The sequence below is a fragment of the Cupriavidus sp. FW305-F7 genome (assembly GCF_058782875.1).
The window spans coordinates 41,207-66,075 of record NZ_JBYSYC010000047.1; the positions used below are offsets into that span (position 1 = coordinate 41,207).

At 62.0% G+C, this 24,869-nt stretch carries 22 protein-coding genes and 2 pseudogenes; 9 read left to right on the forward strand and 15 right to left on the reverse strand.

What is annotated here, in order from left to right; all coding sequences use genetic code 11:
* Positions 1-9 precede the first annotated feature (9 nt).
* From AC3WL8_RS32200 to AC3WL8_RS32215, 4 genes are read right to left on the reverse strand one after another with little or no spacing between them, the layout of a single operon-like run.
* Positions 10-723 (reverse strand): ABC transporter permease, encoded by a 714-nt coding sequence (locus AC3WL8_RS32200; RefSeq protein WP_013958613.1) that lies wholly within the window; start codon positions 721-723, stop codon positions 10-12.
* A complete protein-coding gene (locus AC3WL8_RS32205) occupies positions 723-1,409 on the reverse strand; it encodes an ABC transporter permease (protein ID WP_013958612.1) in 687 nt (228 codons plus the stop codon). Before AC3WL8_RS32205 ends, AC3WL8_RS32200 begins: the two co-directional genes overlap by 1 nt.
* 31 nt (positions 1,410-1,440) lie before the next feature.
* On the reverse strand, positions 1,441-2,688 hold the full coding sequence (locus tag AC3WL8_RS32210; RefSeq protein ID WP_492379670.1) for an FAD-dependent oxidoreductase: 1,248 nt from the start codon (positions 2,686-2,688) through the stop codon (positions 1,441-1,443).
* A gap of 53 nt (positions 2,689-2,741) precedes the next feature.
* Complete coding sequence (locus AC3WL8_RS32215; protein ID WP_492379671.1) at positions 2,742-3,530, reverse strand: ABC transporter substrate-binding protein; 789 nt, start codon at positions 3,528-3,530, stop codon at positions 2,742-2,744.
* Between the two features lie 257 nt (positions 3,531-3,787).
* On the opposite strand from AC3WL8_RS32215, the gene AC3WL8_RS32220 reads away from it, so the two are divergent.
* From AC3WL8_RS32220 to alr, 5 genes are all read left to right on the forward strand, one after another.
* Positions 3,788-4,729 carry a GlxA family transcriptional regulator gene (locus AC3WL8_RS32220; protein WP_492379672.1) on the forward strand — a complete coding sequence of 314 codons (942 nt, stop codon included), beginning with the start codon at positions 3,788-3,790 and terminating at the stop codon, positions 4,727-4,729.
* 129 nt (positions 4,730-4,858) lie between these two features.
* A complete protein-coding gene (locus AC3WL8_RS32225; RefSeq protein WP_013958608.1) occupies positions 4,859-5,875 on the forward strand; it encodes an arginine N-succinyltransferase in 1,017 nt (338 codons plus the stop codon).
* Between the two features lie 19 nt (positions 5,876-5,894).
* The gene (gene astA, locus AC3WL8_RS32230; protein ID WP_492379673.1) at positions 5,895-6,950 is read left to right on the forward strand and encodes an arginine N-succinyltransferase; all 1,056 of its coding nucleotides are present in this window, start codon (positions 5,895-5,897) and stop codon (positions 6,948-6,950) included.
* A complete protein-coding gene (gene astB / locus AC3WL8_RS32235) occupies positions 6,934-8,310 on the forward strand; it encodes an N-succinylarginine dihydrolase (protein ID WP_492379674.1) in 1,377 nt (458 codons plus the stop codon). The genes astA and astB overlap by 17 nt, the downstream gene beginning before the upstream one ends.
* A 57-nt stretch (positions 8,311-8,367) precedes the next feature.
* Entirely contained in the window at positions 8,368-9,486 is a 1,119-nt protein-coding gene (alr, locus tag AC3WL8_RS32240; protein WP_492379675.1) for an alanine racemase, read from the forward strand.
* Between the two features lie 24 nt (positions 9,487-9,510).
* Here the strand turns inward: alr and AC3WL8_RS32245 are convergent, their stop codons facing one another.
* Entirely contained in the window at positions 9,511-9,846 is a 336-nt protein-coding gene (locus AC3WL8_RS32245) for a hypothetical protein (RefSeq protein WP_492379676.1), read from the reverse strand.
* Between the two features lie 98 nt (positions 9,847-9,944).
* Between AC3WL8_RS32245 and AC3WL8_RS32250 the strand changes: the two genes are divergently transcribed.
* Both AC3WL8_RS32250 and AC3WL8_RS32255 read left to right on the forward strand, forming a co-directional pair.
* Positions 9,945-10,580: a hypothetical protein gene (locus AC3WL8_RS32250; protein ID WP_492379677.1), complete on the forward strand. Its 636-nt coding sequence runs from the start codon at positions 9,945-9,947 to the stop codon at positions 10,578-10,580.
* A 240-nt stretch (positions 10,581-10,820) separates the two neighbouring features.
* Positions 10,821-11,147, forward strand: a complete 327-nt coding sequence (locus tag AC3WL8_RS32255; protein WP_492379678.1) for a hypothetical protein — start codon at positions 10,821-10,823, stop codon at positions 11,145-11,147.
* Here AC3WL8_RS32255 and AC3WL8_RS32260 read toward each other — a convergent pair.
* A pseudogene (locus AC3WL8_RS32260) lies at positions 11,101-11,283 on the reverse strand (Mu transposase domain-containing protein); the annotation flags it as partial. The gene AC3WL8_RS32255 and the pseudogene AC3WL8_RS32260 sit on opposite strands and share 47 nt — an antisense overlap.
* Here AC3WL8_RS32260 and AC3WL8_RS32265 point away from each other — a divergent pair.
* Positions 11,249-11,619: pseudogene (locus AC3WL8_RS32265) on the forward strand (IS4 family transposase); the annotation flags it as partial. The pseudogenes AC3WL8_RS32260 and AC3WL8_RS32265 sit on opposite strands and share 35 nt — an antisense overlap.
* A 111-nt stretch (positions 11,620-11,730) precedes the next feature.
* On the opposite strand, the gene AC3WL8_RS32270 reads toward AC3WL8_RS32265, so the two are convergent.
* The 9 genes from AC3WL8_RS32270 to AC3WL8_RS32310 all read right to left on the reverse strand — a co-directional run bounded on the left by AC3WL8_RS32270 (position 11,731) and on the right by AC3WL8_RS32310 (position 23,462).
* Positions 11,731-12,861 carry a porin gene (locus AC3WL8_RS32270; protein WP_492379679.1) on the reverse strand — a complete coding sequence of 377 codons (1,131 nt, stop codon included), beginning with the start codon at positions 12,859-12,861 and terminating at the stop codon, positions 11,731-11,733.
* 371 nt (positions 12,862-13,232) lie between these two features.
* Positions 13,233-15,572: an arylsulfatase gene (locus tag AC3WL8_RS32275; protein WP_492379680.1), complete on the reverse strand. Its 2,340-nt coding sequence runs from the start codon at positions 15,570-15,572 to the stop codon at positions 13,233-13,235.
* 148 nt (positions 15,573-15,720) lie between these two features.
* Positions 15,721-17,013 carry an MFS transporter gene (locus tag AC3WL8_RS32280; RefSeq protein ID WP_492379681.1) on the reverse strand — a complete coding sequence of 431 codons (1,293 nt, stop codon included), beginning with the start codon at positions 17,011-17,013 and terminating at the stop codon, positions 15,721-15,723.
* Positions 17,014-17,124: 111 nt separating this feature from the next.
* The gene (locus AC3WL8_RS32285) at positions 17,125-17,889 is read right to left on the reverse strand and encodes a TSUP family transporter (protein ID WP_492379682.1); all 765 of its coding nucleotides are present in this window, start codon (positions 17,887-17,889) and stop codon (positions 17,125-17,127) included.
* A 104-nt stretch (positions 17,890-17,993) separates the two neighbouring features.
* Positions 17,994-18,974, reverse strand: a complete 981-nt coding sequence (locus tag AC3WL8_RS32290; protein WP_492379683.1) for a Bug family tripartite tricarboxylate transporter substrate binding protein — start codon at positions 18,972-18,974, stop codon at positions 17,994-17,996.
* 45 nt (positions 18,975-19,019) lie between these two features.
* Complete coding sequence (locus AC3WL8_RS32295) at positions 19,020-20,636, reverse strand: AMP-binding protein (protein WP_492379684.1); 1,617 nt, start codon at positions 20,634-20,636, stop codon at positions 19,020-19,022.
* A 29-nt stretch (positions 20,637-20,665) separates the two neighbouring features.
* Positions 20,666-22,285, reverse strand: coding sequence for a GMC family oxidoreductase (locus AC3WL8_RS32300; protein WP_492379685.1), 1,620 nt, complete (start codon positions 22,283-22,285; stop codon positions 20,666-20,668).
* Positions 22,286-22,293: 8 nt separating this feature from the next.
* A complete protein-coding gene (locus AC3WL8_RS32305; protein ID WP_492379686.1) occupies positions 22,294-22,902 on the reverse strand; it encodes a thiamine pyrophosphate-dependent enzyme in 609 nt (202 codons plus the stop codon).
* An 11-nt stretch (positions 22,903-22,913) separates the two neighbouring features.
* Positions 22,914-23,462: a thiamine pyrophosphate-binding protein gene (locus AC3WL8_RS32310; protein ID WP_492379687.1), complete on the reverse strand. Its 549-nt coding sequence runs from the start codon at positions 23,460-23,462 to the stop codon at positions 22,914-22,916.
* Between the two features lie 123 nt (positions 23,463-23,585).
* Here AC3WL8_RS32310 and AC3WL8_RS32315 point away from each other — a divergent pair, with 123 nt between their 5' ends.
* On the forward strand, positions 23,586-24,299 hold the full coding sequence (locus AC3WL8_RS32315; protein ID WP_492379688.1) for a Crp/Fnr family transcriptional regulator: 714 nt from the start codon (positions 23,586-23,588) through the stop codon (positions 24,297-24,299).
* Positions 24,300-24,869: the final 570 nt, after the last annotated feature.

Consider the following 24,869-nt stretch of genomic DNA (forward strand, 5'->3'; position numbering starts at 1 on the left):
GTGTCGACATCATGTCTTCTCCGTCGGCCGCAGAAATGCGAGCCATTTGTACTCTGCCTTTTTGAACAGGTGGACCACCGCCAGTGAGATCACCAAGTACAGTGCCGCGGCTAGGCCAAACGCTTCGAACGAGCGATAGGTGGCGGCATTGACATCGCGCGCCACCTTGAGTAGGTCGGGTACCGTGGCAACAAAGGCAACGCTGGTAGCATGCAGCATCAGAATCACTTCGTTGCCATAGTTTGGTAACGCCCTGCGCAGCGCCGAAGGCAGGATCACCCGCAGATAGAGTTTCCAGCGCGACATGCCGTATGCGCGCGCTGCCTCGACCTCGCCGTAGGCAGTGCTCGCGATGGCGCCGGCAAAGATCTCCGTCGTGTACGCGCAGGTATTCAACGCAAATGCGAGGATTGTGCAGTTGAATCCATTGCGGAAGAATTGGTTCAATACGTCGATATCTCGCACCGTGGCCAGCCCGTATACGCCCGAATAGATCAGCAACAACTGCACGTAAAGCGGAGTGCCGCGGAAGAGATAGGTATAAAGGCGTACCGGCGTTGCCAGCCAGCGGTTTGACGATGCTCTCGCCACGGCCAGCGGCACTGCTGCCATGAAGCCAATGGCCAGCGACAGCACCAACAGCCACAGGGTCATTGCCAAGCCGGTCATCTTGCCGCCGTCGGTATAGAGATATACCTTCCAGTATTCGAATAACATGTCCATCAGAGTCTTGCCTCCCTGACACCGAGTGAGTAGCGCTTGCCCAGCCAGATCAACACCAAATTAGAAGCCGAGGTCAAGGCCAAGTAGATCACTGCCGCGACCAGGATGAAGTGGAACATGCTGAAGGTGCTCTTGCCTGCGTCTTGCGCGACCTTCACCAAGTCCGTCAGGCCAATCAGTGACACCAGTGCGGTCGCCTTCACTAGGACCTGCCAATTGTTGGCAATGCCCGGCAACGCAAAGCGCATCATCTGAGGAAATAGAATCCGCCGAAACACCTGGAATCCCGTCATTCCTACCGAAACCCCCGCCTCGAGTTGGCCGGCTGGCACGGAGAGGAACGCACCGCGGAACGTCTCGGTAAAGTACGCGCCATAGATGAAGCCAATGGTCAGTACGCCGGCTACAAACGGATCGATGTCGATTTGGCCGATCCCGGCGTAGTCGGTCAAATGATTTAGCCACATCTGGATGCTATAGAACAGCAACAACATCAGCACCAGATCCGGCACACCGCGTATCAGCGTGGTGTAGAGCGCGGCGACCCGATTCAGGCCCTTGCGTCTAGCCACCTTGGCGCTTGCACCTAGCAGGCCGATGAGAACCGCCAGTAGTAGGGACAGGAAAGCAAGCTTGACGGTCTGCCAGGTCCCTTCGGCAATGACCGCACCATATCCATGAAGCATTTGTAGTCTCCCTAGTTATGCCATCGGGCGCTCACCCGAAGCGGGCCGGACGGTACGGCGCGGGATCCGTGAACGGCTTCTCGCCGGTCATCATCTCCGCCAGCAGCCGGCCAGTAACCGGGCCGAGCGTCAGCCCGTGATGGTTATGGCCGAACGCGAACCACAGCCCGAGGTGGCGCGACGCCGGGCCAATCACCGGGCGCATGTCCGGCGTACAGGGTCGATTTCCCATCCAAGGTTCCTCATCCAGCCGCCTGCCCAGTCCAAAGATGGGCTTCGCCTGGCGCTCTGCCCGGTCAAGCTGGATCGTGGTCGGCGGACGGGATGGGCTCGTCACTTCGACGCCCGTTGTAAGCCGCAGTCCCCGCTGCATGGGCGCCACCACGTAGCCGACTTCAGCATCGGCGATTGGATATCGTTGCGGATGGCGGGTCTCGGCCTGGTAATGCATGTGATACCCGCGCTTGGGGCGCAGTGGGATCCGGTAGCCAAGCGGCGCGATCAGCTCCGTGGACCAGGGTCCCTGCGCCACCACCACCTCAGCGGCTAACATGTCGCCACCGGCCTGCAAACGGACTTGCCAACCTTCCGCGCGCTTGCTTAGCGCCTGTACGGTGTCGCGTTCGATACGGCCGCCCATAGATTCGAACAGGCGAGCATAGCCCTGCGTCAGCCGGCCTGGGTCGGTCACACTGCGCGGGTCGATCCAATGAATTCCGCCGATGAAGCCCGGGCCAAGGCCCGGCTCGGTCGCCTCCATTCCGCGCTGGTCCAATGCCGCCATCGCCAGCCCGTGCGCATCCCCAAGTGCCCTACACACTTGAAGGCGACGCTCGAGCGCAGCCTCGGTCCGGTACGCCTCAATCCAGCCGTCAGGTTTCACCAGTCCCCCGAGGCCTCCCAGCTCGATCAGTTTGTCGTGCTCCGTGACACTATTGGCAATAAGGGGCAGCATATCGGCGCTTGCGCGGGCCAGCCTCGCCGGCGCAGATTCGCGCCAGTATCTGAACAGCCATGGCGCAAACGACGGCAAGGATCTCGTGTCGTAGCGCATGGCTGTCTGCCGGTTGGTCGCGTAACGCACGATGGTGAGCAGGTCACGCGGGAAAGCATAGGGTACGACCGAGGCTCGCTCGATCAGCCCCGCGTTCCCATGGCTCGTTTCTTCGCCGGGCAGACGGCGGTCGATTACGACCACGCGCCGCCCGCGCTGTGCGAGGTGAATGCCGACACTCACACCTACAATCCCGGCTCCGATTACAACGACATCTGCGTCCACGCTGCCCCCTCCGATCCACTTCTTTTGCCACCGACAAACGACAAGGCTTACCGTCAATCTTTGACAATGATGTCTCGCTTGAAGTACTTGTGCGAAAGCGTCGACAGCGTACCGTCCTGCTTCAGTGCAACGATTGCGCCCTGCAGCTTCTCGCGCAACGCGCTGTCGCCCTTACGGATGCCAAGGCCGGTACCGATCCCAAGCGTCGACGGATCAACCAGCGGCTCGCCGGCGAACTCGAAGTCGCGCCCTTCGGGCTTGCTCAGTAACCCGTCCAGTGCCGTCTGCGATTCTTGAACCGCGCCGTCGATGCGCCCGGCAATCAGGTCCGCAAAGACCTGCGCCTGATCCTGGTAGGAAACGATTTCAGTACCTGTTTTCGACCAATGTTTCTGCAAGTAGGCCTCCTGCGTCGTTCCACGCATCACGCCCACCGTCTTGCCCTTCATCCCGGCTGGCGTGGGCTGCAGTTTTGTCGACTTGCGCGCTACCAACTGAATCGGCACCACGTAGATCGGCGCAGTGAAGTCAATGACCTGCTTACGCTTCTCGGTAATGTTCATCGCCGAGTTGACCACGTCGAACTTGCGCGCCTGCAGCGCGGGAATCAGCCCGTCGAAGTCGTTCTCCACCCAGACGCATTTGGCATTGAGCTTCTTGCAAATGGCGTTACCAACATCGATGTCGAAGCCCTGCAATTCGCCGGAAGGGGCTTTGCTTTCGAATGGCGGATACGTCGGGTTCAGGCCCATGCGCAACACCTGAGCCGATTGTGCGCCCGCTGTGCCGGCGAATCCCAAAGCAGCCAGAAGGCTCGCCAGCAGTTTCGTATTCCAGTTCATCGCGTCTCCTTTGATTGTTTCGCTGGCGGCTTCCGCCAAACCAGCATGACGATTCGTGGAAACGAAATATAGACAACTAATCTATTCTGGACAATCGGGTATACGATAGAGCAACTCGCCAATCGGGCGCAAATGCAGCACAGACGCGGCGCGCGAGCATTGGTCTGGTACCTGCACGTGGAATTGGCTCTTATCAGCGCCACGCCCAATGACTACCATGGACGCGGAACGACCTGTATTCGCGAAGAGGAACGGCATTGAGCACCGGCATGGACGCACCGCACGGGGGATCGCCCTGGCACCGAATTGCCGGTGCCGCGTCGATTCATGTGATCCTGCCCGGGGATCCGGCATACCTGCCGGCGGACGTGGCCCTGCTGCGGCAAATTCTGGAATTGGCAGGTACCGAGCATGAGACGCTGCGTGTCTCAACTCTGACGCCTCAGGCCGCGACGCTAGCCCCGCCGGATGTACTGATCCTATGGCAACAAGAGCCGGACTGGCTTGCGGCGCCGCAACTCGAGTCACTGGTCGAGCGCGCCACGTATGTCATCGCCGTTGGCGCGGCGGTGTTATGGATGATCAACACTGGGCGCGCCAAGGGCATCCGCGTCGCGCCGCACTGGATGCAGGCAGCCCAACTCGTGGCCGAATCCGACAGTATTCTCTCGCCAGCCATCATTGAGCACGCGGGTCGATGGACCACCTGCTGCGGTGGTGCGGCGGTCATCGACCTAGCTTTGATTTTCCTGCGCGACGTACTGGGAACGCGTGCCGCTGCCGACCTCCAAGCTCGCCTCTGCGTCGGGCAAGTGCGTGCGCCCGCCGACCTGCAACGCCCCGCCGATCCAGTGTCCGCGGGGCACCCGCCGGCCTTGGTCGAAGCTATCGCGCTGATGGAGGCAAACCTCGAGGAGCCGCTGCAGGCTGACGAGATCGCACGATTAGCCGGCGTTTCTCGGCGGCAGTTGGAACGGATTTTTCGGCAGTGTCTCGGCACTGCACCGTCGCGACATTACATGGAACTTCGCCTAGCCCATGCACAGCGGTTGATTCGCGATTCCCGCCACTCGCTGCTGCAAATCGCACTGATGTGCGGCTTCTCCTCCGGCCCGCATTTTTCCACGGCGTACCGTACGGTGTATGGCACGACGCCACGTGAGGAGCGGCAGCGCATCTTGGCTGGCGGCGCGCCCTGAAGGCTAAGGCACGACGTCAGCTGCTTTACGCAACGACGCAACGACGCAAAATCTCGTCGCAATCCTGAACGGCAACCGCGCAATTTATCCGTAGAGTGACATCCGGATAGTTGATGGAGCTTCCCCGCCATGTGGATTGCACGCCCCGCCGCCGATGACGATGTGCCAAGCCTGATGGCGCTTGCGGAAATGGCTCCCCCGCATGTCCATACACTCCCCCGTACGCACGACGCCATTGAAGAAGCCATCGCGCACACGCGTGAGGCCCTGGCCCGACTGGTTGATGCCCCTGCAGACGAGCACTACCAACTCGTACTGGAAGACGACACCGGTGCCATCGTCGGGACGGCGGCCATTGCCGCCACGGCAGGATCCGCAGGCGCCTACTTCTCTTATCGCAACGATGTCGTACACCACGTCTCTCGCGACCTGCGAATCGCCAACAATGTCCATGTACTGACACTGAATTCAGACCTGACGGCACATTCCCAACTGTCCGGTCTGCAGGTTTCGTCCGGGCATGCCGCTGCCGCAACGCTCTTGTCGCGGGCGCGGCTGATGCTGGCGGCGGCCGACCGCCGACGCTTCGCCGACAGCTTCTTCGCCTGCCTGCCGGGGCAGACCTTCTCCGACCATACATCGCCCTTCTGGGACGCAATCGGTCGCAAGTTCTTCAACATGGATTACCTGTCTGCCGAGCGCGCGGTGCGTGGCGCCCGCAATGGGACTCTGATTGTGGAGCTGATGCCGCACTACCCAGTCTACGTACCACTTCTGCCCGAAGCCGCTTGTGAAGTCATAGGCCAGCTCCATCCGGCAGCGAGCACCGCCTTCGACATCCTCGCGGGGGAAGGCTTCGAGGTGGATCGCTACGTCGACATCTTCGATGGAGGCCCCGTGCTCGAAGCTCACGCATCGCGCCTGCGCACCCTGTCGACGACCCGCACGCTGACCGTCGCGGAAGCCGTCGATAGCCGTCCGGGCGAAACCTGTCTGATTGCAACGGCCACCGCGACCCAGGCCTTCCGCTGTGCGATGGCACCGGCTACGGTTGAACTCGATCGGGGCCGAATCCTTCTTTCCGCCGCGACGCAGGACGCGCTCCACGTCGGCACCGGCGATGCCGTCATCGTTGCATCGGCCTGATGCGTCAGGGGAAACAAACATGCTAGTACTGCGTGCGATCCGTTTTGCTGACCTGCCCGCCCTCCTCTCCCTCGCCGGCCGTGTCGGGCCAGGAATGACGACACTGAAGGCCGACCCTGACGCGCTCGCGAGGCGCATCGTAACGGCCGAGGCCTCCTTTGCCGGCACGATTGCCCCCACCGAGCGCGACTATGTGTTCGTACTCGAGAACACCCGCAACGGCGACATCGCCGGCGTCAGTGCGATCAAGGCCGCGGTCGGCCTCGACGAAGCGTTCTACAGTTTCCGCCTTGGCCAGCTCGTCCATTCGAGCCGGGAGATCGGCGTGTACTCGAACAAGAAGACACTTTTCCTGTCGAACGACCTCACTGGCTGCGCCGAACTGCGCACGCTCTTTCTCGACCCTTCGCACCGGCAGGGACACAACGGCAAGCTGCTGTCCAAAGGTCGCTTGATGTTTGCCGCCAGCTTTGTCGATCTGCTACCGGACGTCCTCTGTGCGGAACTACGTGGCTACCTGCGCCCGGATGGCACCTCGCCATTCTGGGAAAGCCTAGGCCAGCATTTCTTCAAGATGGATTTCTCTGTCGCCGACGACCATAGCGGCGGCGGGGCAAAGTCGTTTATTGCCGAACTGATGCCACGCTTTCCTATCTATGCGGACTTCCTGACCGAGGAAGCACAAGCGGTCATCGGGCGTGTCCATGCATCCACGGAGCCCGCCCGCCGCATGCTCGAGCAAGAAGGGATGGCCTATGAAGGCCTGGTCGACATCTTCGATGCCGGCCCGGTTGTACAGGGCCACATCCGGCACCTACGAATTACCAAGGAAAGCACATTAGCAATTGCGTACCCGGCGCCGGATGGGACGCGCGCGCTGCACGCCGGGGCTCCGCAGCTAGTCTGCAATACGCGTCTGGCGGACTTCCGCGCTATCGTCACCGATGCTGCACCTGCATTTGGGAGGCTATCGCTTACGCACGAGGAATGCGCCGCCCTGGCCGTCGATGCAGGCAATCCGGTGCGCGTCGCCACGCTCAAACCAGGAAACATCGCTCATGGCCAGCCTACTTGACACTTGCACTTCATCGACCTGTGAGGCCCGAGAATTCAACTTCGACGGACTGGTCGGCCCTAGTCATCACCATGCCGGGCTAGCGAGCGGCAATGTCGCCTCCATGCGCCACCGTGGCACGGTATCGAACCCACGCCTGGCAGCGCTGCAGGGGCTGGAAAAAATGCTCGCACTTCATCGTCGCGGCGTTCCCCAAGCTATCCTGCCCCCACTGTCGCGCCCAAACCTGCGCCTGCTGCGCCAACTGGGCTTTCGCGGGAATGATGCCGCGGTACTCGCCGAAGCCGCACACGCGGACCAGCGGCTGCTTTCCGCGGCGTATTCCGCTTCCTCAATGTGGGTGGCGAACGCGGCAACGGTCAGCCCTGCAGCTGATTCGGCCGACGGCAAAATGCATTTCACCCCGGCCAACCTGAGCGCCAAACTGCATCGATCCATCGAACACCCCGATACTACCCGACTGCTTCGCGCAATCTTCGCTGATCCGGCGCGTTTCGTCGTGCACGATGCGGTCCCGGGAGCCACGTCGCTCGGCGATGAAGGCGCGGCCAACCACACGCGGCTAACGGCGGGTCACGGCCTGCCCGGCGTGCAGTTGTTCGTCTACGGGGGAGAAACCTTTGGCGCAGAACCCAGTGCTCGTCAGCGCTTTGACTCTCGCCAATATGATGAGGCCAGTCGCGCCATTGCGCGCCTGCATTGCCTCGATTCGTCTCGTGTGCTCTTCGGCAAGCAGTCCGCCGCGGCGATCGACGCCGGCGTGTTCCACAACGACGTGATTGCCGTTGGCAACCTCGACACCCTTTTTTACCATGAGGCCGCCTTCGAGGACGAGTCTGGCCTGATTGGCGCGCTCAGACGGAGTTGCGAGGCCGTCGGCTTCACTCTGCGAGCCATCCGGGTCGATTCCCGGGAAGTTTCGCTCGACGACGCCGTCTCCACGTACCTGTTCAACAGCCAACTGCTGCGCGATGCGCAGGGTCGCACACTGATTGTCGTGCCACAGGAGTGCCTTGAGCTGCCTGCGAGCCGGCACTACCTCGAGGCGATCTCTGCCCCCGGCGGCGCGGTCGACGAGGTGCTGTCGTTCGACTTGCGTGAAAGCATGCGCAATGGTGGTGGCCCGGCTTGTCTGCGGCTTCGAGTCGTGCTCGATGACGGCCAGGCGGCAGCCATCCGTGCCAACGTCTTCTTCAGCGAGGAACTTCACGCGCGCCTCACAGACTGGGTCTGCCGTCACTACCGCGACCGCTTGCTGCCGCAGGACCTCGCGGATCCAGCTCTGCTTGACGAGATTCGGCGCGCGCTACAGGAACTGGAGACGATCCTCGCGCTTCCGGGCTTTTACGCCGAATCCTGACATCCGACGCATCGATCTACGGGCGCGGCAATTCGAAAACATCTGCAACACATCGACATGGAAAACAACGCATGGGTGGAGGTGGACCTCGGCAAGTTTGAGGCCAACGTCCGGGGCATACAGACGCGTATCGGCGATAAAGCCGAGATGTGTGCCGTGATGAAGGCGGATGCCTGCGGGCACGGTATCGCGCTGCTGGTGCCTACGCTGGTTGCTCTTGGCGTGTCGTCAATCGGCATCGCGAGGAATGACGAGGCGCGACAGGTCCGCCAAGCTGGCTTCACGGGCCGTCTACTGCGCGTACGCGCCGCCACGCTGGCTGAAATTGAAGACGGACTGCCATATGGTCTGGAAGAAATTGTCGGCAACCTCGACTACGCCCGGCACATCGACGCCCTTGTGCACCGCTACCGGCGCGTGGCCCGCGTGCACCTGGAACTGAACTCCGGCGGCATGAGCCGCAATGGCTTCGACCTCGACTCGCAACCGGAGCGCGAGAAGTGCCTGGCCGCCGCCGCGTTGCCACACCTACGGGTAGTCGGCATCATGACCCATTTCCCCGTACAGGAGGTTAGCGACGTCGAACGCGGCCTCGCCCGTTTCCGGGATGAAGCCGCATGGCTGATTGCCAGCGCCAGCATGGTGCGCAGTCAGATCCAGCTACACTGCGCCAACTCTTTTACCACGCTGGAAGTGCCGGCTGCCCACCTGGACATGGTACGCACAGGTGCCATACTGTTTGGCTGCCTGCCAGCCTATCCGGACTTCCAGCCAATCGCCAGCCTTAAGTCGCGCGTGGCGTCGGTGAATGCCTATGCCGCTGGCAACACCGTAGCCTACGACCGCACCCTGTGTCTGTCGCGCGATTCGCGGCTTGCCAATATCCCCGTCGGATATGCCGATGGCTATCGGCGCGCGTTATCGAACCGCGGCCAAGCACTGATTCGCGGCAGGGTCTACCCTGTGGTGGGGCGTGTGACTATGAACACGCTGATGGTCGACGTCACCGAAAGCCCCGACATCCTGCCCGGCGACGAGGTGGTGCTATTCGGAACACAGGGCGGCTCGCGCATCGACGTGGCCAGCATCGAAGCCGCAGCCGGCACGATCTATCCGGATCTTTGCGTTGGCTGGGGAAACTCTGTCACGCGAGTCGCCGTTCCGGCCAATCACTAGCAGCTTGCGACGCAAGGCCAGCTCCTAACCAACAATCTGCACACCATGCAAAGTATTCACATTCCCACCGACAGAGTTCCCACCGAGCAGGCTATCGGCCAGCCCGCTTGCCCCGCCGAAGCAGCCAGGGAGACAGACGTCGCCGGTATCACGAGATTCTTGCAGGTCGTCGACGAGGATCCACTCGAACACATCGCGGTGCTCGGCTACAACTGACGACAGCGTGGTGCAAAGCAAGAATTCGATGATCTCGGCCTCAGCATAGGCGAGCACGCAATGACTGATGCGCGTCAGCTGTCGCGCCACTTTACGGGCGAGGCCTCCGAGGACCGCGGACCCTCCGCTGGACAATGCGTCCATGCCGGGCGAGCCATGATGCCCGCTCTCTCGCTGGCTGGCCGACGTCATCGGGCAATACACGCCAGTTCTGGTGGATTGGCACCTATAAGGAGAAGGAAATGGCACTTGAACTGCTCGTACTGACGCTAGACGACACGGTGTCGTGGCATGACGACCAGAACGAGGATCAATTTAACGGCGCTCGCCCTACCACGGGCGCCATCGACGATCGGCACGCGGTTTCGGCCGCGAAGGCTTTGGCTGACGCCTTCAGGCAATATTGCCACGAGGCGCATCTGGCAAGAGGCGAGTTGGCTCGTGCGCATGCCAAGTCCCTCATGTCCGCCTGTGAGGAGAGCTTCATTGCTGCGTGCGCAGAAGGCAATTTCCATATCCAGCGACAGGCGCTCGCGTGGATGGAAGATGCCGAGCGTACCGGCGGACGCCTCGCGCTCGCCTCGATGCTTTCATCCCGAATGGTATGCGCCATTATGGAAGGGGCGCTGGGACGGGATTGGTCCGAACGATTCTCTGTTGTAGCCACTGCCGATGCCATGTCCGCCCACCAGGCGGAGGGCGAGCAGTATGGCCTGATTCTGCGCACAACCGCCATACCGGCACACCAAGCCTTGCTCGTTACAGCGTCAGCGCACTGTGAAAAGATTGCTCGCGGTATCGGCATACATGCCGTACGGGTCAATGCGCAGGTGCCTGTAGCCGCGCCATCCCAAAACAACGAGATGTATCCTGGCTAACGGATGACGCGGCGACGCAAGCCCGTAGCAAGGACACGGTCGAACCCGTGGTTGGTTAAGTTCCCGACTCTCGCGAAAGGTCATGAAGGTGACTCTTCACGTCGGCGACAGCGCTGCCGGGATGTAAATCGCCAGCCAAAATCGCATGCCATGGAAGCGCAGGAGTGCCGTAGATGGACGGTATAGCGAATTAATATAGGACGCGTCAGATTCGCCATTCGTCCCGCTGGGAGAACGACCATGAATTTCAATTCCGACGATTTCCGAGTGCGTGAGGGCGACACGGTTTTGCTGACGAAATGGCCGACGCGCGTGACTCCCCTCCACGGGTCGAGGGACCAGTATCGTACTCTGCTAGCCGAGCACATCGAGAGGCTCAGCAAGCTACAAAGTTTGCTCTATGCGGACAACCGCTACTCTGTTCTCCTTATCTTCCAGGCAATGGATGCGGGGGGCAAGGACGGCGTCATCAAACACGTCATGTCGGGCGTCAACCCGCAGGGATGCCAGGTGTTCAGTGGCCTTCGGCCACGAACACGAGCCGCGCGGCATAGACGCGCAGGCTAATGGGGCGGTTGGCAAACGAGGCGGGAACGCTGTAGCGGTTGCGCTCGAAGGTCACCAAGCAGGTCGGCGAGACGCGCGTGGTGTGCTCGACAAAGCCGTCGAACGGCTGCCAGACCGGCATCAGATGTGGTCGCTCGGAGCGGCTCGAACGCGCGCTGGCATTGTTCATGGTAGTGGCCTGGCGCATCGCAAGGCTAAATGCGGCTGAGGCACACCTGCCCCCGGAGCTCGAAGCGCAATTGCTGTTTGAGTGAGATGAATGGCAGGCGGCGTTCATTCTCAACAGGAAGGGGAGCCGCCCGAGACGCCGCCAAGCCTCAATGAAGTGGTTCGTCTGGTTGCCAGGCTCGGCGGCTTCCTCGCTCGCAATGGCGATGGCGAACCGGGGGTCAAGACAATCCGGCAGGGCTTGCAACGCGTCATGGACTTCGGCGCCGGCATCAAGTACGCCAGGGAAACTGGTTACGAGTGACTTGGGTGTAATGCAATGCTTTAACCGGTCACACGGCTCCGTGAAGAATCAGAAAAAACGGCCGCATTGCTGCGGCCGAAAGCATGAGTCAGCAAGGCCGGTTGCCACGCGTCAGAAGATATGCCTAATACCCAGCGCCGCGCCAAACATGCTGTTCTTCCCTGCCCCGAGGTAGTAGCCGGTTCCCAGCCCACCGACAGAGGTATCGAAGTTCAGGGACGCGTTCTTGGCATAGGCAGTAGTCAGATAAAGGTTAGTGCGCTTCGACAGGTAGTAGTTGTTGATTACCTGCACCTGCCATGGATTGGCGATATTGCCCAGTAGCGCATTGGTAACCGGATTGGCGACTTGCTTGACGTTGTCATAGTAGTAGCCGGCCGTCACCTGCCAGGCCTGGGTCACACTATAGGAGCCGCCGATCCAGTAGTAGTCGTCACGCAGGATCACCGTGCCGACTGGATTCTTGCTCTGACCCCAGCGGTAGCCGGCAACGAAACGCAGGTTCGGTGTCACCGCATAGCTGGCCGCTATCGCGGCTCTCTGATTTTTTCCATCAGCGCCGGGGGTGGTCGCAGGCAGGACCTGGTCGAAACCAACGCCGATACCGAACGGTCCGGCTGTATAGTTGCCGCCGACGCCCCAGCCGGCCCCATCGCGAATTCTTCCGGGGACTTCCCCGGTCGTCGCCGGCGTGGTCGTATCTACGCCGAAAGACCAATGCGCGACCGCGTTCAGGCCGCCAAACGTTCCCGAGTACTTGACCGTGTTGTCCTCCCGAAAGAAACGGCCATTCTGCGCTACCACCGGTTCGTACAACGGCTGGTAGGCTGCCACTTGAAAGTTGGCAAGTGCCTCGAACATCGACACATACTGACGACCAAAACTCAGCTTTCCGTAAGGGCCACCGACCCCCAGGAACGCCTGGCGCCCGAACAAGCGGCCGCCGAACGAGGCCTTGCCGTCGTCTAGAGTAAAGCCGTTCTCCAGTACGAAGAACGCGCTATAGCCCTTCCCTAGTTCTTCAACGCCGCGAAGTCCCCAGCGGGAGCCGGCTTGTGCACCGGACAGCAGGGCAACCCGGCTTTCGGCCGTCCCTGGGACAGCGTTCACACCGGTCGCGGAGTAGTTGTTGACATACTCGATGCCCGCATCCACCACGCCATACAGGGTAACGGTTGTCTGTGCCTGCGCGGAACCCAAGAGTGTGCTGAAGGCGGACAGCGCGATCAGTGCCTTCTTCATATTAGATAGTCTCCCCGAATCATTTTTGGAAATGTTGCCCGGCACGTGGCAAGGCGCGAACAATGGCCATGTAGCCGCCGGTACGATCGATTATGGGAGTGAGCGCAAACGAAAATCTGTCACCGTATGGACAGTATCTGCAGGAAGAGGATGCCTGATATGCAATGGCGTCACGCCATGCTCGAATGACTGACTGATCGCCTTGAAGCCGAGTAAAAATGGGGGCCGGGGACGCCCTGCGGTTGCAGGACATCCGGCCCCCTTGTTGCTCCGCGTGACAACGCGGTCGCTACCTACAGCGATCTCGTGCGCATAGAGCGTCGGACACGTTGCGATGCTGTGGTGCAATTGGCCGCATGCGCAAATGGAATTCAGCCATTGTTGCGTGTGGCACTGTCTCGCATGCGCGCCTGCACTGCTGCCTCGTCGAGCACAAGCGGCGAATCCGGTGCCGGCTCGCCTGGCATGAGACGCACGATCTCGATTTGCCCGCTGTAGCGGAAGCCGCCGCGCCCTGCAATGCGTTGGCTGATCGGCTGGCGTCGGTTGATGCCGACATCGAGTCCGCCGGACGGGAGGCGCACCGGCGTGGGTGACAGCTCGGCGGCTTCGATCACGGCTTGGCTGTTCAGGGTGAAATGGCCCATGCCCTTGCGTTGGCCCAGTGCGCGATAGTCCAGGGTGAACGTTTGTGGTCCGGCATTCAACGGTATTGCATCCAGCTCAACCGGCTTCATCCAGCGTTGCCAGACGAAATGCAGTGCGCCACTTTCAACAAACGCGAGAAGGCCGGTGAAGCGATCGCCCAATGCATAGATGACGCCCTCGTTCCCGCTCTGGTAGTCGAAGCTCGCGCTCAAGGTAAAGGAACGGTCCGCGATCAGCGGCGAAACGATGATGCTGGGGGTTGACTGGCTCTCCGGGTAGAAACTGCGTGCCCGGTTGACGTCATCGAGTTCATAGGGTGGCAGCGTGATGGCCCGCAAGGTATCCCGGTTGTCGAGCGGATATACATAGTTGGCACTGGCATCGCCTTCAAACGCTTCGACCATCATGCGCAGGCGCTCTGGCTCTTGCGCCGCGAGGTCGTTGATCTCGGTCGGATCGTTGACCAGGTCGAACAACATCCAGTTGTCGAGCTTGATCGGCATGCCCGGTGGTTGCAGCGATACGATTTTCCAACCATCGCTGATGTAGCCACGGTTGCCTTCCAGTTCATAGTGCTGGCTGCTGCGTTGCGACGCCGCCGTGGCATCCTGCAGCATCGCCGCGAAGCTCACGCCATTCAGGCCGCGTGTGCGGAAACCGTTGAATTCGGCCGGATAGCTGCCAGCCGTCAGTGCCAGCACGGTGGGCAGCAAATCGGTCACGTGGATCCATTGGCGGCGCAGGGCGCCACGCTCGGCAATGCCTCTCGGCCAGTGCGCGACCAGCGGCACGCGAATGCCGCCGGCCATGGGTGTGCGCTTGTAGTAGCGGTATGGCGTGTTGGAAACCTGAGCCCAACCGGTGGGGTAAGCCGCATAGGTATCTTCCCCGCCGATGCGGCCTTCATCAAGCAAGCGCCGCACCAGATGAGGATCCTCAGGATTGCCCTGGCGCCTGTCGTTGAGGTTGGCCACCCCACCTGGTCCGCCGATCGAGTTGGCGCCATTGTCCGAGGTGATCAGAATCAGGGTGTTGTCCATCTGGCCCGATTGCTTGAGGAACGTGATGAGCTTGCCGACGTTCTGGTCGACATTGTCTACCAGCGCGGCATACACCTCCATATAGCTTGCGTATAGCGCCTGTTGTTCCGGCCCGAGTTCGTCCCAGGCAGGGATACCAGGGTTGCGTGGAGACAAGGCGGCGTTCGGCTCGATCAGTCCCATTGCACGCTGGCGTTCGTAGCGGGCGGCGCGGGCGGTGTCCCAGCCGGCGCTGTAGCGGCCCCTGTAGCGCGCGAGGTCGGCCGGTTTGGCATGCAGCGGGGTATGAGGCGCCTGGAATGCAAGGTAGGCGAAGAAAGGCTTGTCTGGCGCGCACGCATGATGCTCCTTTAGCCAGCCGATCATCCGATCGGTGTAGTCGTCCGTGGCGAAATACCCTTCCGGATAGGCGTCTACCTGCGCGAGCTGGTTTCCTTCGACCATTCGCTCGGGGTGGAAATAGCTCGTTTCGGCATGCAGGAAGCCGTAGAAGCGGTCGAAGCCTCGCTGCAGCGGCCAGGAGCTGCGGTCGCCCGCAGCGTGCGCGTGGCGGTCGTAGGTGTTGTGCCACTTGCCCACTGCCATGGTCGAGTAGCCCTGCCCGCGCAGCAACTCCGCCATGGTCGGCGCGTCGGGCGACATCTCGCCGCCTTGATAGCCGGGGTACCCCGGGTTGTTATGGGTCAGCCAGCCACAGCCGACCGTGTGCGGATTCTTGCCTGTCAGCATCGCCGCACGTGCGGGCGTGCACATCGGCACCGTGGTATATCCCGTGAAGCGCAGTCCGCCGCCGGCCAGGCGGTCGATATTGGGCGTCTCGATGTCACCGCCGAAACAGCCGAAATCGGAGAAGCCAAGATCGTCCAGCAGGATGACAACGACATTCGGACTGCCGGGCGCTGCGCGGCGTGGAGCGGTCCAATGGGGTTGCGACGCTGCCAGCGTACGGCCAATGCGGCCCGCGAATCCTGCGGCAGGTTCGCCATCCTTCAGACGGTTCGGTTCGTTGGATTGGGAAGACATGTGTATGGGCTCCGTTGCATGGCGAGCCAGGCGGACGGATTCCCGCATCGGGCACGCTCAGCTTCTATGAAACTATAAGGACTTGGTGTCGCGAGTTCTGTCAAACAATTGACAGATATTCCGTCCACCTGATCGTCTCCCGGGCCATTCACGGGGCGCTGGCCCCGAGCGGAATCGCCTCGAACTTGCGGCTTGAACGCTCCGGGTGAATGAAGAGCAAGGCGATGATCGCGCCAGAAATCAGCAGGATTCCGCTTACAGCGAACGCTTGTTCATACCCTGTGGGCCCGCCGCCTGCCATCGTATCGATCAACTTGCCTGTGACCACTGGAGCAAGTATCCCCGCGGTGGAAGCGACAGAGTTCTCGATAGCGAGCATGGCGCCGCGCTGCGACGCCGGCACGACTTCGCTCATCATCGCCGGGCCCAAGGCGTAGATGACTGGTGCAAGGCTGGAAGCCATCGCAATCAGCAAGATCTTTTCCACGTTCCCAAGGTCCACGCCTATCGGCAGGCAATACAGCAGGCCTGCGGTCAGCAGCGCCACGCCGGACACGAGGGCGCGGGCGTTGCGTGATGTTCCGCCATTGGCCAGCAGCCGCTGAGACCACCATGACACGCCGATGCCAATGGGCGCGCCGACCAGCACGATGAGCGCGAACCAGCGCCCCGAGGTGATCGCATCGAAGCCAAGTCCTTTCTGTAGATAGGCGGGCAGCCAGGTCAGCGTAAGTGCCATTCCCCAGAACGCTGCAAAGTGAAGCACGATGATGCCAATCACTGACGAATCCGCAAGCAGCCGCGCGTATGGCACCCGGTGCTGCAGCTTGCCTGCGTCTGCGCGACCCCGGACGGCGCCGTCGTCGATCGGCCCTTCGGCGCCGAAGGCCAGCCACAAGCCCGCCCAGAGCAGACCGATCAGCGCCAGGATGACGAAGTTCGCGCGCCAGCCCCAATGCATCGTTACTTGCGGAATCAGGACGCCCGCCATCAAGATGCCTGTCGTGGCTCCCATATTGATGACCGTCACAGGAAGATTGCGCCTGTGGTTGGGAAACCACTTGTAGCAAGCGTGATTGGTCACAGGCGCCGCGGGCCCCTCCCCAATTCCCAGCAGCACCCGGGCTATCAGGATGACTGTCACCGAAGACGATACCGCGACCGGTATCTGCACCACGGACCACATCAGCGCCATCGCCAGCAGCAACCAGCGCGCCTGGATTCGGTCGGCGAGAAAGCCGCCGGCAACGCCGGCGATCGCGAACAACCAATAGAGACTGCCGGCGATCGTCCCAAACTGTGCCGACGTGAGCGAAAGCTCGTGCATCATTGGCACCGCAACCATGCCGAGCACAACCTTGTCGAGGAAGTTCACCAGCGAGAAGACGGCCAGCAGGGCGGTGATCCGCCAGGCTCTGCCGGCGTGGTATGTATCTGACATCGCTCTGCCTCCCAAGGAATGACTTTCTTCTTGTTGATGTTTTGCGGCAGAACCGGTCAAAAACGAACTCAAACGCCCCGCCTCGCCGTGCCGGGCTTCCGTCCTCTGTCTTTACGGCAGCATGGCAGCAATACCCCGCCCCAGGCTCGAGGCACCAACCACTGCCGTCAGGACGATGCTGACCCGCAGCGCGCCTTGTCTGCCATGGCGCAGGAACAGAAGATTGCCGAGGCTGTCGCCGAGCATCACCACCGGCAAGGCCAGGCCCGCAAGGACCAGCACTGGGATGGTGAGCTGTCCGCCGACGGCGAAGGCGCACACGGCAACCAGGCAAACGATGAGCAGGCCCAGGCCAAGCGTTGCCCGCGACTGCTCCATGTCGGTGGCCGTTAAAAGGAAAAGCAATGCCACGGGTGGACCAGCTATGCCCACCGCGCCGCCCAGCACGCCAGAGACGAGACCAGCCAGCAACAGCATGCCGGCGCCCAATGGGCGCGGCCGGGGCCGAAGCAGGATCATGGCCGCCGAGAGCAGCAATACCAGGACGCCGATCACTACACGCAGGCTTGCCGGTGCGAAGACCTGATGCAACAGGTATCCCACGGGGGTTCCAAGCAAGCCGGAATACAACAGTGGCAAAAAGACCTGACGCCTGACCTGCCCCCTGATGGCAGGCAGGCTCTTCGCCGATGCAGCTAAGGCAAGTAGAATGTTGATCATGACCGCCTCCAGCGGGGCAAAAGCCAGGCTCAGGGCCGGAACGGCGACGACGGAGAATGCCCAGCCCGTCATCGCGCGGACTGTTGAGGCTAGCAAGGCTGTCAGGACGAGCCATGCCAAGGAGAGCGCGCCATGGTCGGGCAGGATATGCATCATTGCTGGTCTGGAGCGTCGCGCACTCTGGCACTGCTGAGACGGGGCGGGAGGCCGGCCACGCTCGGCATGCCGATGCGCTCCGGAAGCTCGCGGGACGTACCTCGTTACTGCTGTGCAGTCATACCCAGTCGCTTGACCACCGCCCGCTCCTTCTCGAGCTGGCGCACGATTTGTGCAGTGAAGTCGTTCGCCCCAAGATAAGCGCTTACTGCACCTTGCCGAGCAAACAGTTCCTTCATTGCCGGAGCATCCAGGATGCCGGGAAGAATCTCGTTCAGACGCGCAACGACTACGTCAGGCGTGCCCGCAGGCACCGCGAGCCCACCCCAGGGTTCAAGTGCAAATCCTGGCACGCCGGCCTCGTTAATGGTCGGCACGTTGGGCAATGCCGCCACCCTGGCGTGGCTGGTAACCGCCAGCGCGCGCAGCTTGCCGCCAGCAATCAACGGCGCCATGGTCCCGAGCAAGCCGATCGTGAAATCAACTTCCCCTCCGATGATCGCATTGGCGACTTCAATCGCACCTTTGTAGGGAACGTGCACCGCCTTGAAACTCCCGAGCCGCTCGTTGAGGTCTTCAACGGCAAACTGCGGCGGTGAACCGATACCGCTCGAACCAAAGCTGAGCTTGCCGGGACTGGCTTTGACCGCTGCGATCAGTTCGCCCAGTGTCTTGTGTGGCGAGTCCGCGCGCACGACGACGACGAACGGCGAGTACGATAACCTGGCAACGGGACGCAGTTCCTTAAGTAAATCGAGGCGTCCGCCCATCGCTTCCAGCGTCACCTGGCCAGTAGTGATGTAGCCAAGCGTGAGACCGTCGCGTGGCGCCTGTGCAAGCGCCTTGGCGCCAAGCAGTCCCCCGGCACCAGGCTTGTTGTCCACGATGACGGCCTGCCCGAGCGCAGCAGACAGTCGTTCGGACAAGGCACGCACGAACACGTCCACACCGCCGCCGGCCGGCAGTGGCACGATGATCCTCACCGGACGCGAGGGCCAGGTACCTTGCGCGGCGCGAGCCGAAAGGATAAACGGCGCGAGCGCCAGGCCGCCAAGGATCTGGCGGCGCATGCGGGAAATGCACATAATTTGTCTCCTACCTCTAATGGTCAGCCTCGAAGGCTCACGACGTCATGGCCGCAGATCTCGTCGCAACACCTTGCCCACCGTGGATTTCGGCAGCGTGTCGCGGAACTCAATGTGTTTCGGACACTTGTAGGCGGTGAGGTTGCGGCGGCAGTGTTCGGCGACCGCAGCTTCGGATAACGCCGGATCGCTCGTGACGACAAACACCTTGACCGCTTCACCGCTGCGCTCGTCGGGCACACCAATTGCAGCCACCTCAAGCACGCCGGGAATCATGGCCACCACGCCCTCAATCTCATTGGGAAATACGTTGAAGCCGCTGACCAGGATCATGTCCTTCTTGCGGTCCACGATCTTCACGAAGCCGTGGTGGTCCATCACGCCGACGTCGCCCGATTTGAAAAAGCCGTCAGGCGTCATGACCTTGGCCGTTTCTTCAGGACGCTGCCAGTAGCCGTCCATTACCTGCGGGCCGCGAATGCAGATCTCGCCGGGCTCGCCGATCATCACGTCACGGCCCGCGTCGTCACGCATGACGATCTCCGTCCCGGGCAAGGGCAAGCCGATGGTGCCGGTCCAGGCCCTCGCCGTCACGAGGTTGCAACTGGCTACGGGCGAGGTCTCCGAGAGACCATAGCCTTCGATGATTGGCACGCCAGTTGCGGCCATCCAGCGCTCGGCAACGGCCTGGTGCACCGCCATGCCTCCCCCAACACAGAGGCGCAACTGGCTCAGTTCGAGCTGTTTGAATTCAGGGTGCGCCAGCAGGCCGGTGAACAAAGTATTGACAGCAGGGAAGTAGTGAATCGGTATGCCTGCGAGTTGGCGGATGGTGACCGACAGATCGCGCGGGTTCGCTATCAGGTGATTGTGCATCCCATTGCGAATGCCGAATAGCAGGCCACAGGTCAGGGCCAGGATGTGATACAGCGGCAGCATGGACACGATATTCAGCCCGGCACGCTCGGCGGGCGTTGCGCCCAATGCCGGCGCTGTCCAGGCGTCCATCTGCAGCAGATTGGCAAGCACATTGCGGTGAAGCAATTTGGCGCCCTTGGATACGCCGGTGGTGCCGCCGGTGTACTGCAGGAATGCGAGGTCGTCAGGACCGATGTCGACAGGCTGGCGGGGCGCCGCGGCGCCAGCCTGCAAGACGTCGGCAAACTCGATGTGGCCCGCCAGCACGTAGCTTCCGGGCGGAACCATGCCTGACGGGACCACCACGATGTTCCCGATCGGCGTGTCGGCCAGCACGCTTTCCAGCGTGCTAGCGAACGTATCAAGGATGACGATGGTCCCTGCGCCGCAGTCCTTGAGTTGATGCGCCAGTTCGCGCGGCGTGTACAGGGGATTGACGGTGACCACCGCCGCGCCGGCGCGCAGCACCCCAAGCACGCTGACAGCAAAAGGCATCACGTTGGGCATCATCAGCGCCACCCGGTCACCCTTGGCCACACCGCGGGCTTGGAGCCAGGCGGCGAAGCACGCGGACATGAAGTCAAGCTCGCCATAGCTTGTGCTCTTGCCCATGCCACCGAGTGCTGGTCGCAGCGCGTGGCGCTCAAGCGCCATATCGACCATATGGACGAGCGAGGGGTATGGCGCCACGTCGATCAGGGCAGGAATGGTGTCGGGATACTGGGAAAGCCAAATCTTGTTCATCGGTGTCTGAAAGCTGTTGATTGCCCTGCTCACCGGGCTTCCTGAAGAATGAAGTCCGCCGCCCGTTCGCCGATTACGATTGCAATGGCGTTGGTGTTGGTCGAGGCGATGCTCGGCATGACCGAGGCATCGGCAATACGCAGGCCCTGCAGGCCGTGGACGCGCAACTGCGGATCCACAACCGACAGCGCGGCGTCAGTGCCGATACGGCAAGTGCCCACCGGGTGGTAAGCGGTGGCGCCAGTGGCTCGCAGGTACTCCACCAGAGCTTCGTCGCTCGCGGTGGCCGGGCCTGGGCGCACTTCGCTCTCCAGCAGGCGAGACAGCGGACCCGTTTCCGCGATGCGGCGCGAGAGCCGCAGTGCCCGCAGGCAGGCCGCGATGTCGTCAGGATGCGTGAAATGGTTGGATATCATCACCGGATCGGCCGCCGGATCGCGGCTGGCGATGTGCGAACTGCCACGCGAACGCGGGCGAATCTGGAAGGATGCGATGGTCACCCCGTCAAAGTCGTCCAGAGCAATCTTGCCTGCGCCCCGGTTTCCGGGGCTGCTGGCCTGCTGGATCTGGATCTTGAGGTCGGCATCCTGCGCCCCGCCCTCGCTGGGCGCGAAGGCTTGCGCCGTGATGGTGTTGCTCGCCAGCGGGCCGTCACGCTTGAGCAGCCATCGGGCCCCCAGGCGTGCTTGGCCAAGAGGACTCGATAGGTCACGATTCCAACTGACTTCGCGCCGGGCACGGTAGTTCAGCGGACTATAGACATGCTCGCTCAGGTTCTCCCCGACCATCGGCAGTTCGTGCAGCACCGGCACTCCGGCCGCGTCGAGCACCTCGCGCCGGCCCACGCCAGACAGTTCCAGCAGTTGCGGGGAGTTGAACGCACCGCCGCAAAGAATGACCTCGCGCGCAGCGCGGAAGTCGCCCTCGCGCCCGTCGACGCGGGCTCGCACACCCACGGCACGCTTTCCTTCCAGCAGCACGCGGCTGACCAGCGCTCCAGTCTTCAGCGTCAGATTTGGGCGGCGCAGCGCATCGTCGAGGTATGCCATGCGGGTATTGCAGCGAACACCATTGCGGGTGTTGAATTGCAGGTAGCTGCCGCCGAAGCCGCGTTCGTTATAGTCCTTTACGCGCGCCACGACGCCGGCGGACTGGACCGAATCGAGGAAGGCATCGGGCAACTCGTCGACCGGCCTGAATTCAGTGACAGTCACGGGCCCGCGGCGGCCACGGAAGCGTTCATCGCCGCCGGCGAAGCTCTCGATCTTCCGGAACCAGGGCTGCAGGTCAGCATAGCTCCAGCCCGGGCAGCCGTCATGGGCCCACAGATCGTATTCACGTGGCGTGCCATGCACCCAGATCATACCGTTGACGGTGGAAGAGCCACCCACCACCCAGCCCCGCGGCCAGTAGATGCGGCGATCGTGCATTTGCGGGTCGGGCTGGGTGAAAAAGCCGCGCGTCACCTTGGCTTGCTGCAGCACCTTCACCACGCCCAAGGGGACGCGGGTCCAGATATTCGTATCCGGCGGGCCGGCCTCGAGCAGCAGTACGCGCATGCGTCCGCTCTCGCTCAGCCGCGCCGCAAGTGCGGCGCCGGCCGAGCCGGCACCGACGACGATGTAGTCGAACTGGGTATTGTCGGCCATGGCGATCCTCAGGCGCTCAGCACCGCTCGCAATTGACGCACAGCGTTGCGCATGCGCACGAACTGCATCTCGGGCAGCAGCGGCTGGGGCGCTTGCGCTCCGATGCGGCGCGGATCGGCCTCGACCACAAGTTCCACGAAAGTTGCGCCCTCCTGCGACAGAAGCTGCGGCAGCAGAGCTACCAGCGCCTCCGGGCTATCGAACGTATGCACGTCGTTATAGCCAGCAGCCCGCGCCATCGCCGCGAAGTCGCAAGTCGGCTCGGTGCCAGCCGTGGGCAGGTTGACCAGGCCGTTGAACTGGGCCCCGTTGTGCATCACGAAGTGCACGAAGCGCTGCGGCTTGTTGTGCGCCACGGTGACCAGGCCGCCCAACTCCATCAGCAAACTGGCGTCGCCGTCGACGACGATCACCGGCAGGCCCGGTCTGGCCAGCGCCAGCCCCAGTCCCAAGCCGGCTGCGCCCCCCATCAGCGGCACTGAGTCGATACGGCGCTCCGTTTCACCAAGCATGTCGAAGGCGAACTGCGCCGACATGGTGGCGACCAGCGGCGCCTGCGGGCAGAGTTGTTTGCGCGCCGCAGCAATGACAGCGCAGGCTTGTCCGAGTTTCATCATGGTCCCCTCGCTCAATTCCAGGTAACGTTGCGGCCGATCAGCAGCACAGCAGGGCCTTCGCTGGCCATCGCATGCGCGAAGGCGCTGGCAAGATGCTCGACATCGGACTCCTCGTCGATATTCCAGTAGGGCACCCCGACGGCCTCGAGCAAGGGCTCCATCAAGCGCACCATGCTGCGCCTGGACTGACGCGCCGGCTGACCGAAGTTCTCAAGTTCGCGGCCGAACTGACCGACCAGGAACACCATAGGCACGCCCGCGTCGAGGCAAGTGGCGCGCAACGTGTTCAGGCATTTGTAGAACCCTTGGTTCTGCATCATCACAACCGGCGTGGCGCCTCCGATATAGAGGCCCGTAGCCGTGGTCAGGGCCTGGTCTTCGCTGCAGGCAAATACCTGCCGGATGCCGCTCCCCGGCGAATGAATCTTTTCGTGCAATGCAAACTGCACGAAGTCGGGGACAGTGACTGCATGGGTGGTGCCGACGGCGCGAAGGGCTGTGAGTAGGCCCGTCGCGCTGGCCCCCCCCGGTGGATTGGGCGTAAGGACTGGCATGTTCATCAATGTCTCCTGGCTGGGTATTGGCGCGCGGGTAGTCCCGGGCGACACATACGGTTTATCGAGTCATAATGGTTTTCTTTGGTAGAAGCCTAAGAGATCCGGGGCAGGGAATCTGTCAAACCTATGACAAATAATTCGCGAGAAGCCAAAAAGGCCGCTGCACGGTCACTGCTGGGAGAAGCCCTGGGATTTCGTGACTGCCGGCCCGATACGCTTGATGGCCTGGTGAACAGCGGCCACATTCGCGCGCTCGCCAAAGGGGAACATCTCGCGCGCGAGGGCGAGCGGTTCGACATGCTGTGCCTCGTCATCGAAGGCTCGATCGAGGTCAGCCAGCTTCGCGCGGACGGGCAGCGCCATCTTGTCAGTTTCCTGCAGCCAGGCGATTTTGCTGGCCTGATCAGCATGGTGGATGGCTTGGGGAACCTGAATGACCTCCGGGCGCGCGGTCCCTGCGACATTCTCCGGATTGCGGGCGACGTCGTACGCCACCATCGTGACCGCGATCCAGCGGTGAGCCGGGCCATCGAACTACAGCTCGCATACCGCAGCCGGCTCCTCTATGAACGCCTGGCCACGGATTCGTCGCTACCGCTTGAATCCCGGCTTGCGCGGTTGCTTAGGACGCTATCAGGTCTGTATGGGGTGAAATGCCCGGACGGTGTGTTGCTCAAGATGAAGATCTCTCAAGCTGACCTGGCCGACTGGCTCGGCGTGAGCCGCCAGCGCGTGAACAGCGTCGTGCAGCGACTCAGGGACGAGGGCCTGATCCGCTTTGGCTACTCGACTATCACGATCCTTGACGTGCCAGGACTAGAAGCTCGCTCTCGTTGTTAGGTGCGAACACGTCAAACTGACTGGCCGTGTCTGATGCCAGCCCAGTTTCCGCCGAGCGACGAATTATCGTCAGTGGATAGGGGTAGGAAACGGCTTTCGCCGTCCCCTCCCTCCGAACCCGGTGTGCCGACCTTTGCGCTCCAATCCATTGCACCATACAGCCCGCTGCCGCTGCCGCCAATAATTTCGTGATCGTGAAATTGCAGATTAGGCCCCGCTGATATGCCGCTGTGCATGCCAGGCCGACCGTATGCGGCGTGGAGGTCCGAAAGTCCTGTTGCTATTCCCTTGGGCTCGACCTCTTTGGCGACGCGTCCTCGTTGCTCAGCGCGTGCTGGCGCGGCCCCGCTCACGTCTGGCGGCGGTCGCCGACCCACCAGGCCATCGTCAGGCTTGCCAGCGTCCCACCTCAACAACGCAAACTGACGATGAAGCGATGATGTTCAACAAACTAGTCTAATTTCCATATTTTGACTAGAATAATGAACATATGCCAGCCTTCACTGATACTACTTCCGTCCTAGAACGTCACTTGCTGCTGCAACTCGGCGACCGCATCAAGCGTCTGCG

Coding starts and splice junctions, on each gene's coding strand:
- AC3WL8_RS32300 (WP_492379685.1), bottom strand. CDS start 22,285: ATGGCCGACAATACCCAGTTCGACTACATCGTCGTCGGTGCCGGCTCG.
- AC3WL8_RS32200 (WP_013958613.1), bottom strand. CDS start 723: ATGGACATGTTATTCGAATACTGGAAGGTATATCTCTATACCGACGGC.
- AC3WL8_RS32275 (WP_492379680.1), bottom strand. CDS start 15,572: ATGTCTTCCCAATCCAACGAACCGAACCGTCTGAAGGATGGCGAACCT.
- AC3WL8_RS32310 (WP_492379687.1), bottom strand. CDS start 23,462: ATGAACATGCCAGTCCTTACGCCCAATCCACCGGGGGGGGCCAGCGCG.
- alr (WP_492379675.1), top strand. CDS start 8,368: ATGGAAAACAACGCATGGGTGGAGGTGGACCTCGGCAAGTTTGAGGCC.
- AC3WL8_RS32290 (WP_492379683.1), bottom strand. CDS start 18,974: ATGTGCATTTCCCGCATGCGCCGCCAGATCCTTGGCGGCCTGGCGCTC.
- AC3WL8_RS32205 (WP_013958612.1), bottom strand. CDS start 1,409: ATGCTTCATGGATATGGTGCGGTCATTGCCGAAGGGACCTGGCAGACC.
- AC3WL8_RS32225 (WP_013958608.1), top strand. CDS start 4,859: ATGTGGATTGCACGCCCCGCCGCCGATGACGATGTGCCAAGCCTGATG.
- AC3WL8_RS32285 (WP_492379682.1), bottom strand. CDS start 17,889: ATGATGCATATCCTGCCCGACCATGGCGCGCTCTCCTTGGCATGGCTC.
- AC3WL8_RS32315 (WP_492379688.1), top strand. CDS start 23,586: ATGACAAATAATTCGCGAGAAGCCAAAAAGGCCGCTGCACGGTCACTG.
- AC3WL8_RS32305 (WP_492379686.1), bottom strand. CDS start 22,902: ATGATGAAACTCGGACAAGCCTGCGCTGTCATTGCTGCGGCGCGCAAA.
- AC3WL8_RS32280 (WP_492379681.1), bottom strand. CDS start 17,013: ATGTCAGATACATACCACGCCGGCAGAGCCTGGCGGATCACCGCCCTG.
- AC3WL8_RS32215 (WP_492379671.1), bottom strand. CDS start 3,530: ATGAACTGGAATACGAAACTGCTGGCGAGCCTTCTGGCTGCTTTGGGA.
- AC3WL8_RS32250 (WP_492379677.1), top strand. CDS start 9,945: ATGGCACTTGAACTGCTCGTACTGACGCTAGACGACACGGTGTCGTGG.
- AC3WL8_RS32295 (WP_492379684.1), bottom strand. CDS start 20,636: ATGAACAAGATTTGGCTTTCCCAGTATCCCGACACCATTCCTGCCCTG.
- astA (WP_492379673.1), top strand. CDS start 5,895: ATGCTAGTACTGCGTGCGATCCGTTTTGCTGACCTGCCCGCCCTCCTC.
- AC3WL8_RS32245 (WP_492379676.1), bottom strand. CDS start 9,846: ATGGACGCATTGTCCAGCGGAGGGTCCGCGGTCCTCGGAGGCCTCGCC.
- astB (WP_492379674.1), top strand. CDS start 6,934: ATGGCCAGCCTACTTGACACTTGCACTTCATCGACCTGTGAGGCCCGA.
- AC3WL8_RS32270 (WP_492379679.1), bottom strand. CDS start 12,861: ATGAAGAAGGCACTGATCGCGCTGTCCGCCTTCAGCACACTCTTGGGT.
- AC3WL8_RS32255 (WP_492379678.1), top strand. CDS start 10,821: ATGAATTTCAATTCCGACGATTTCCGAGTGCGTGAGGGCGACACGGTT.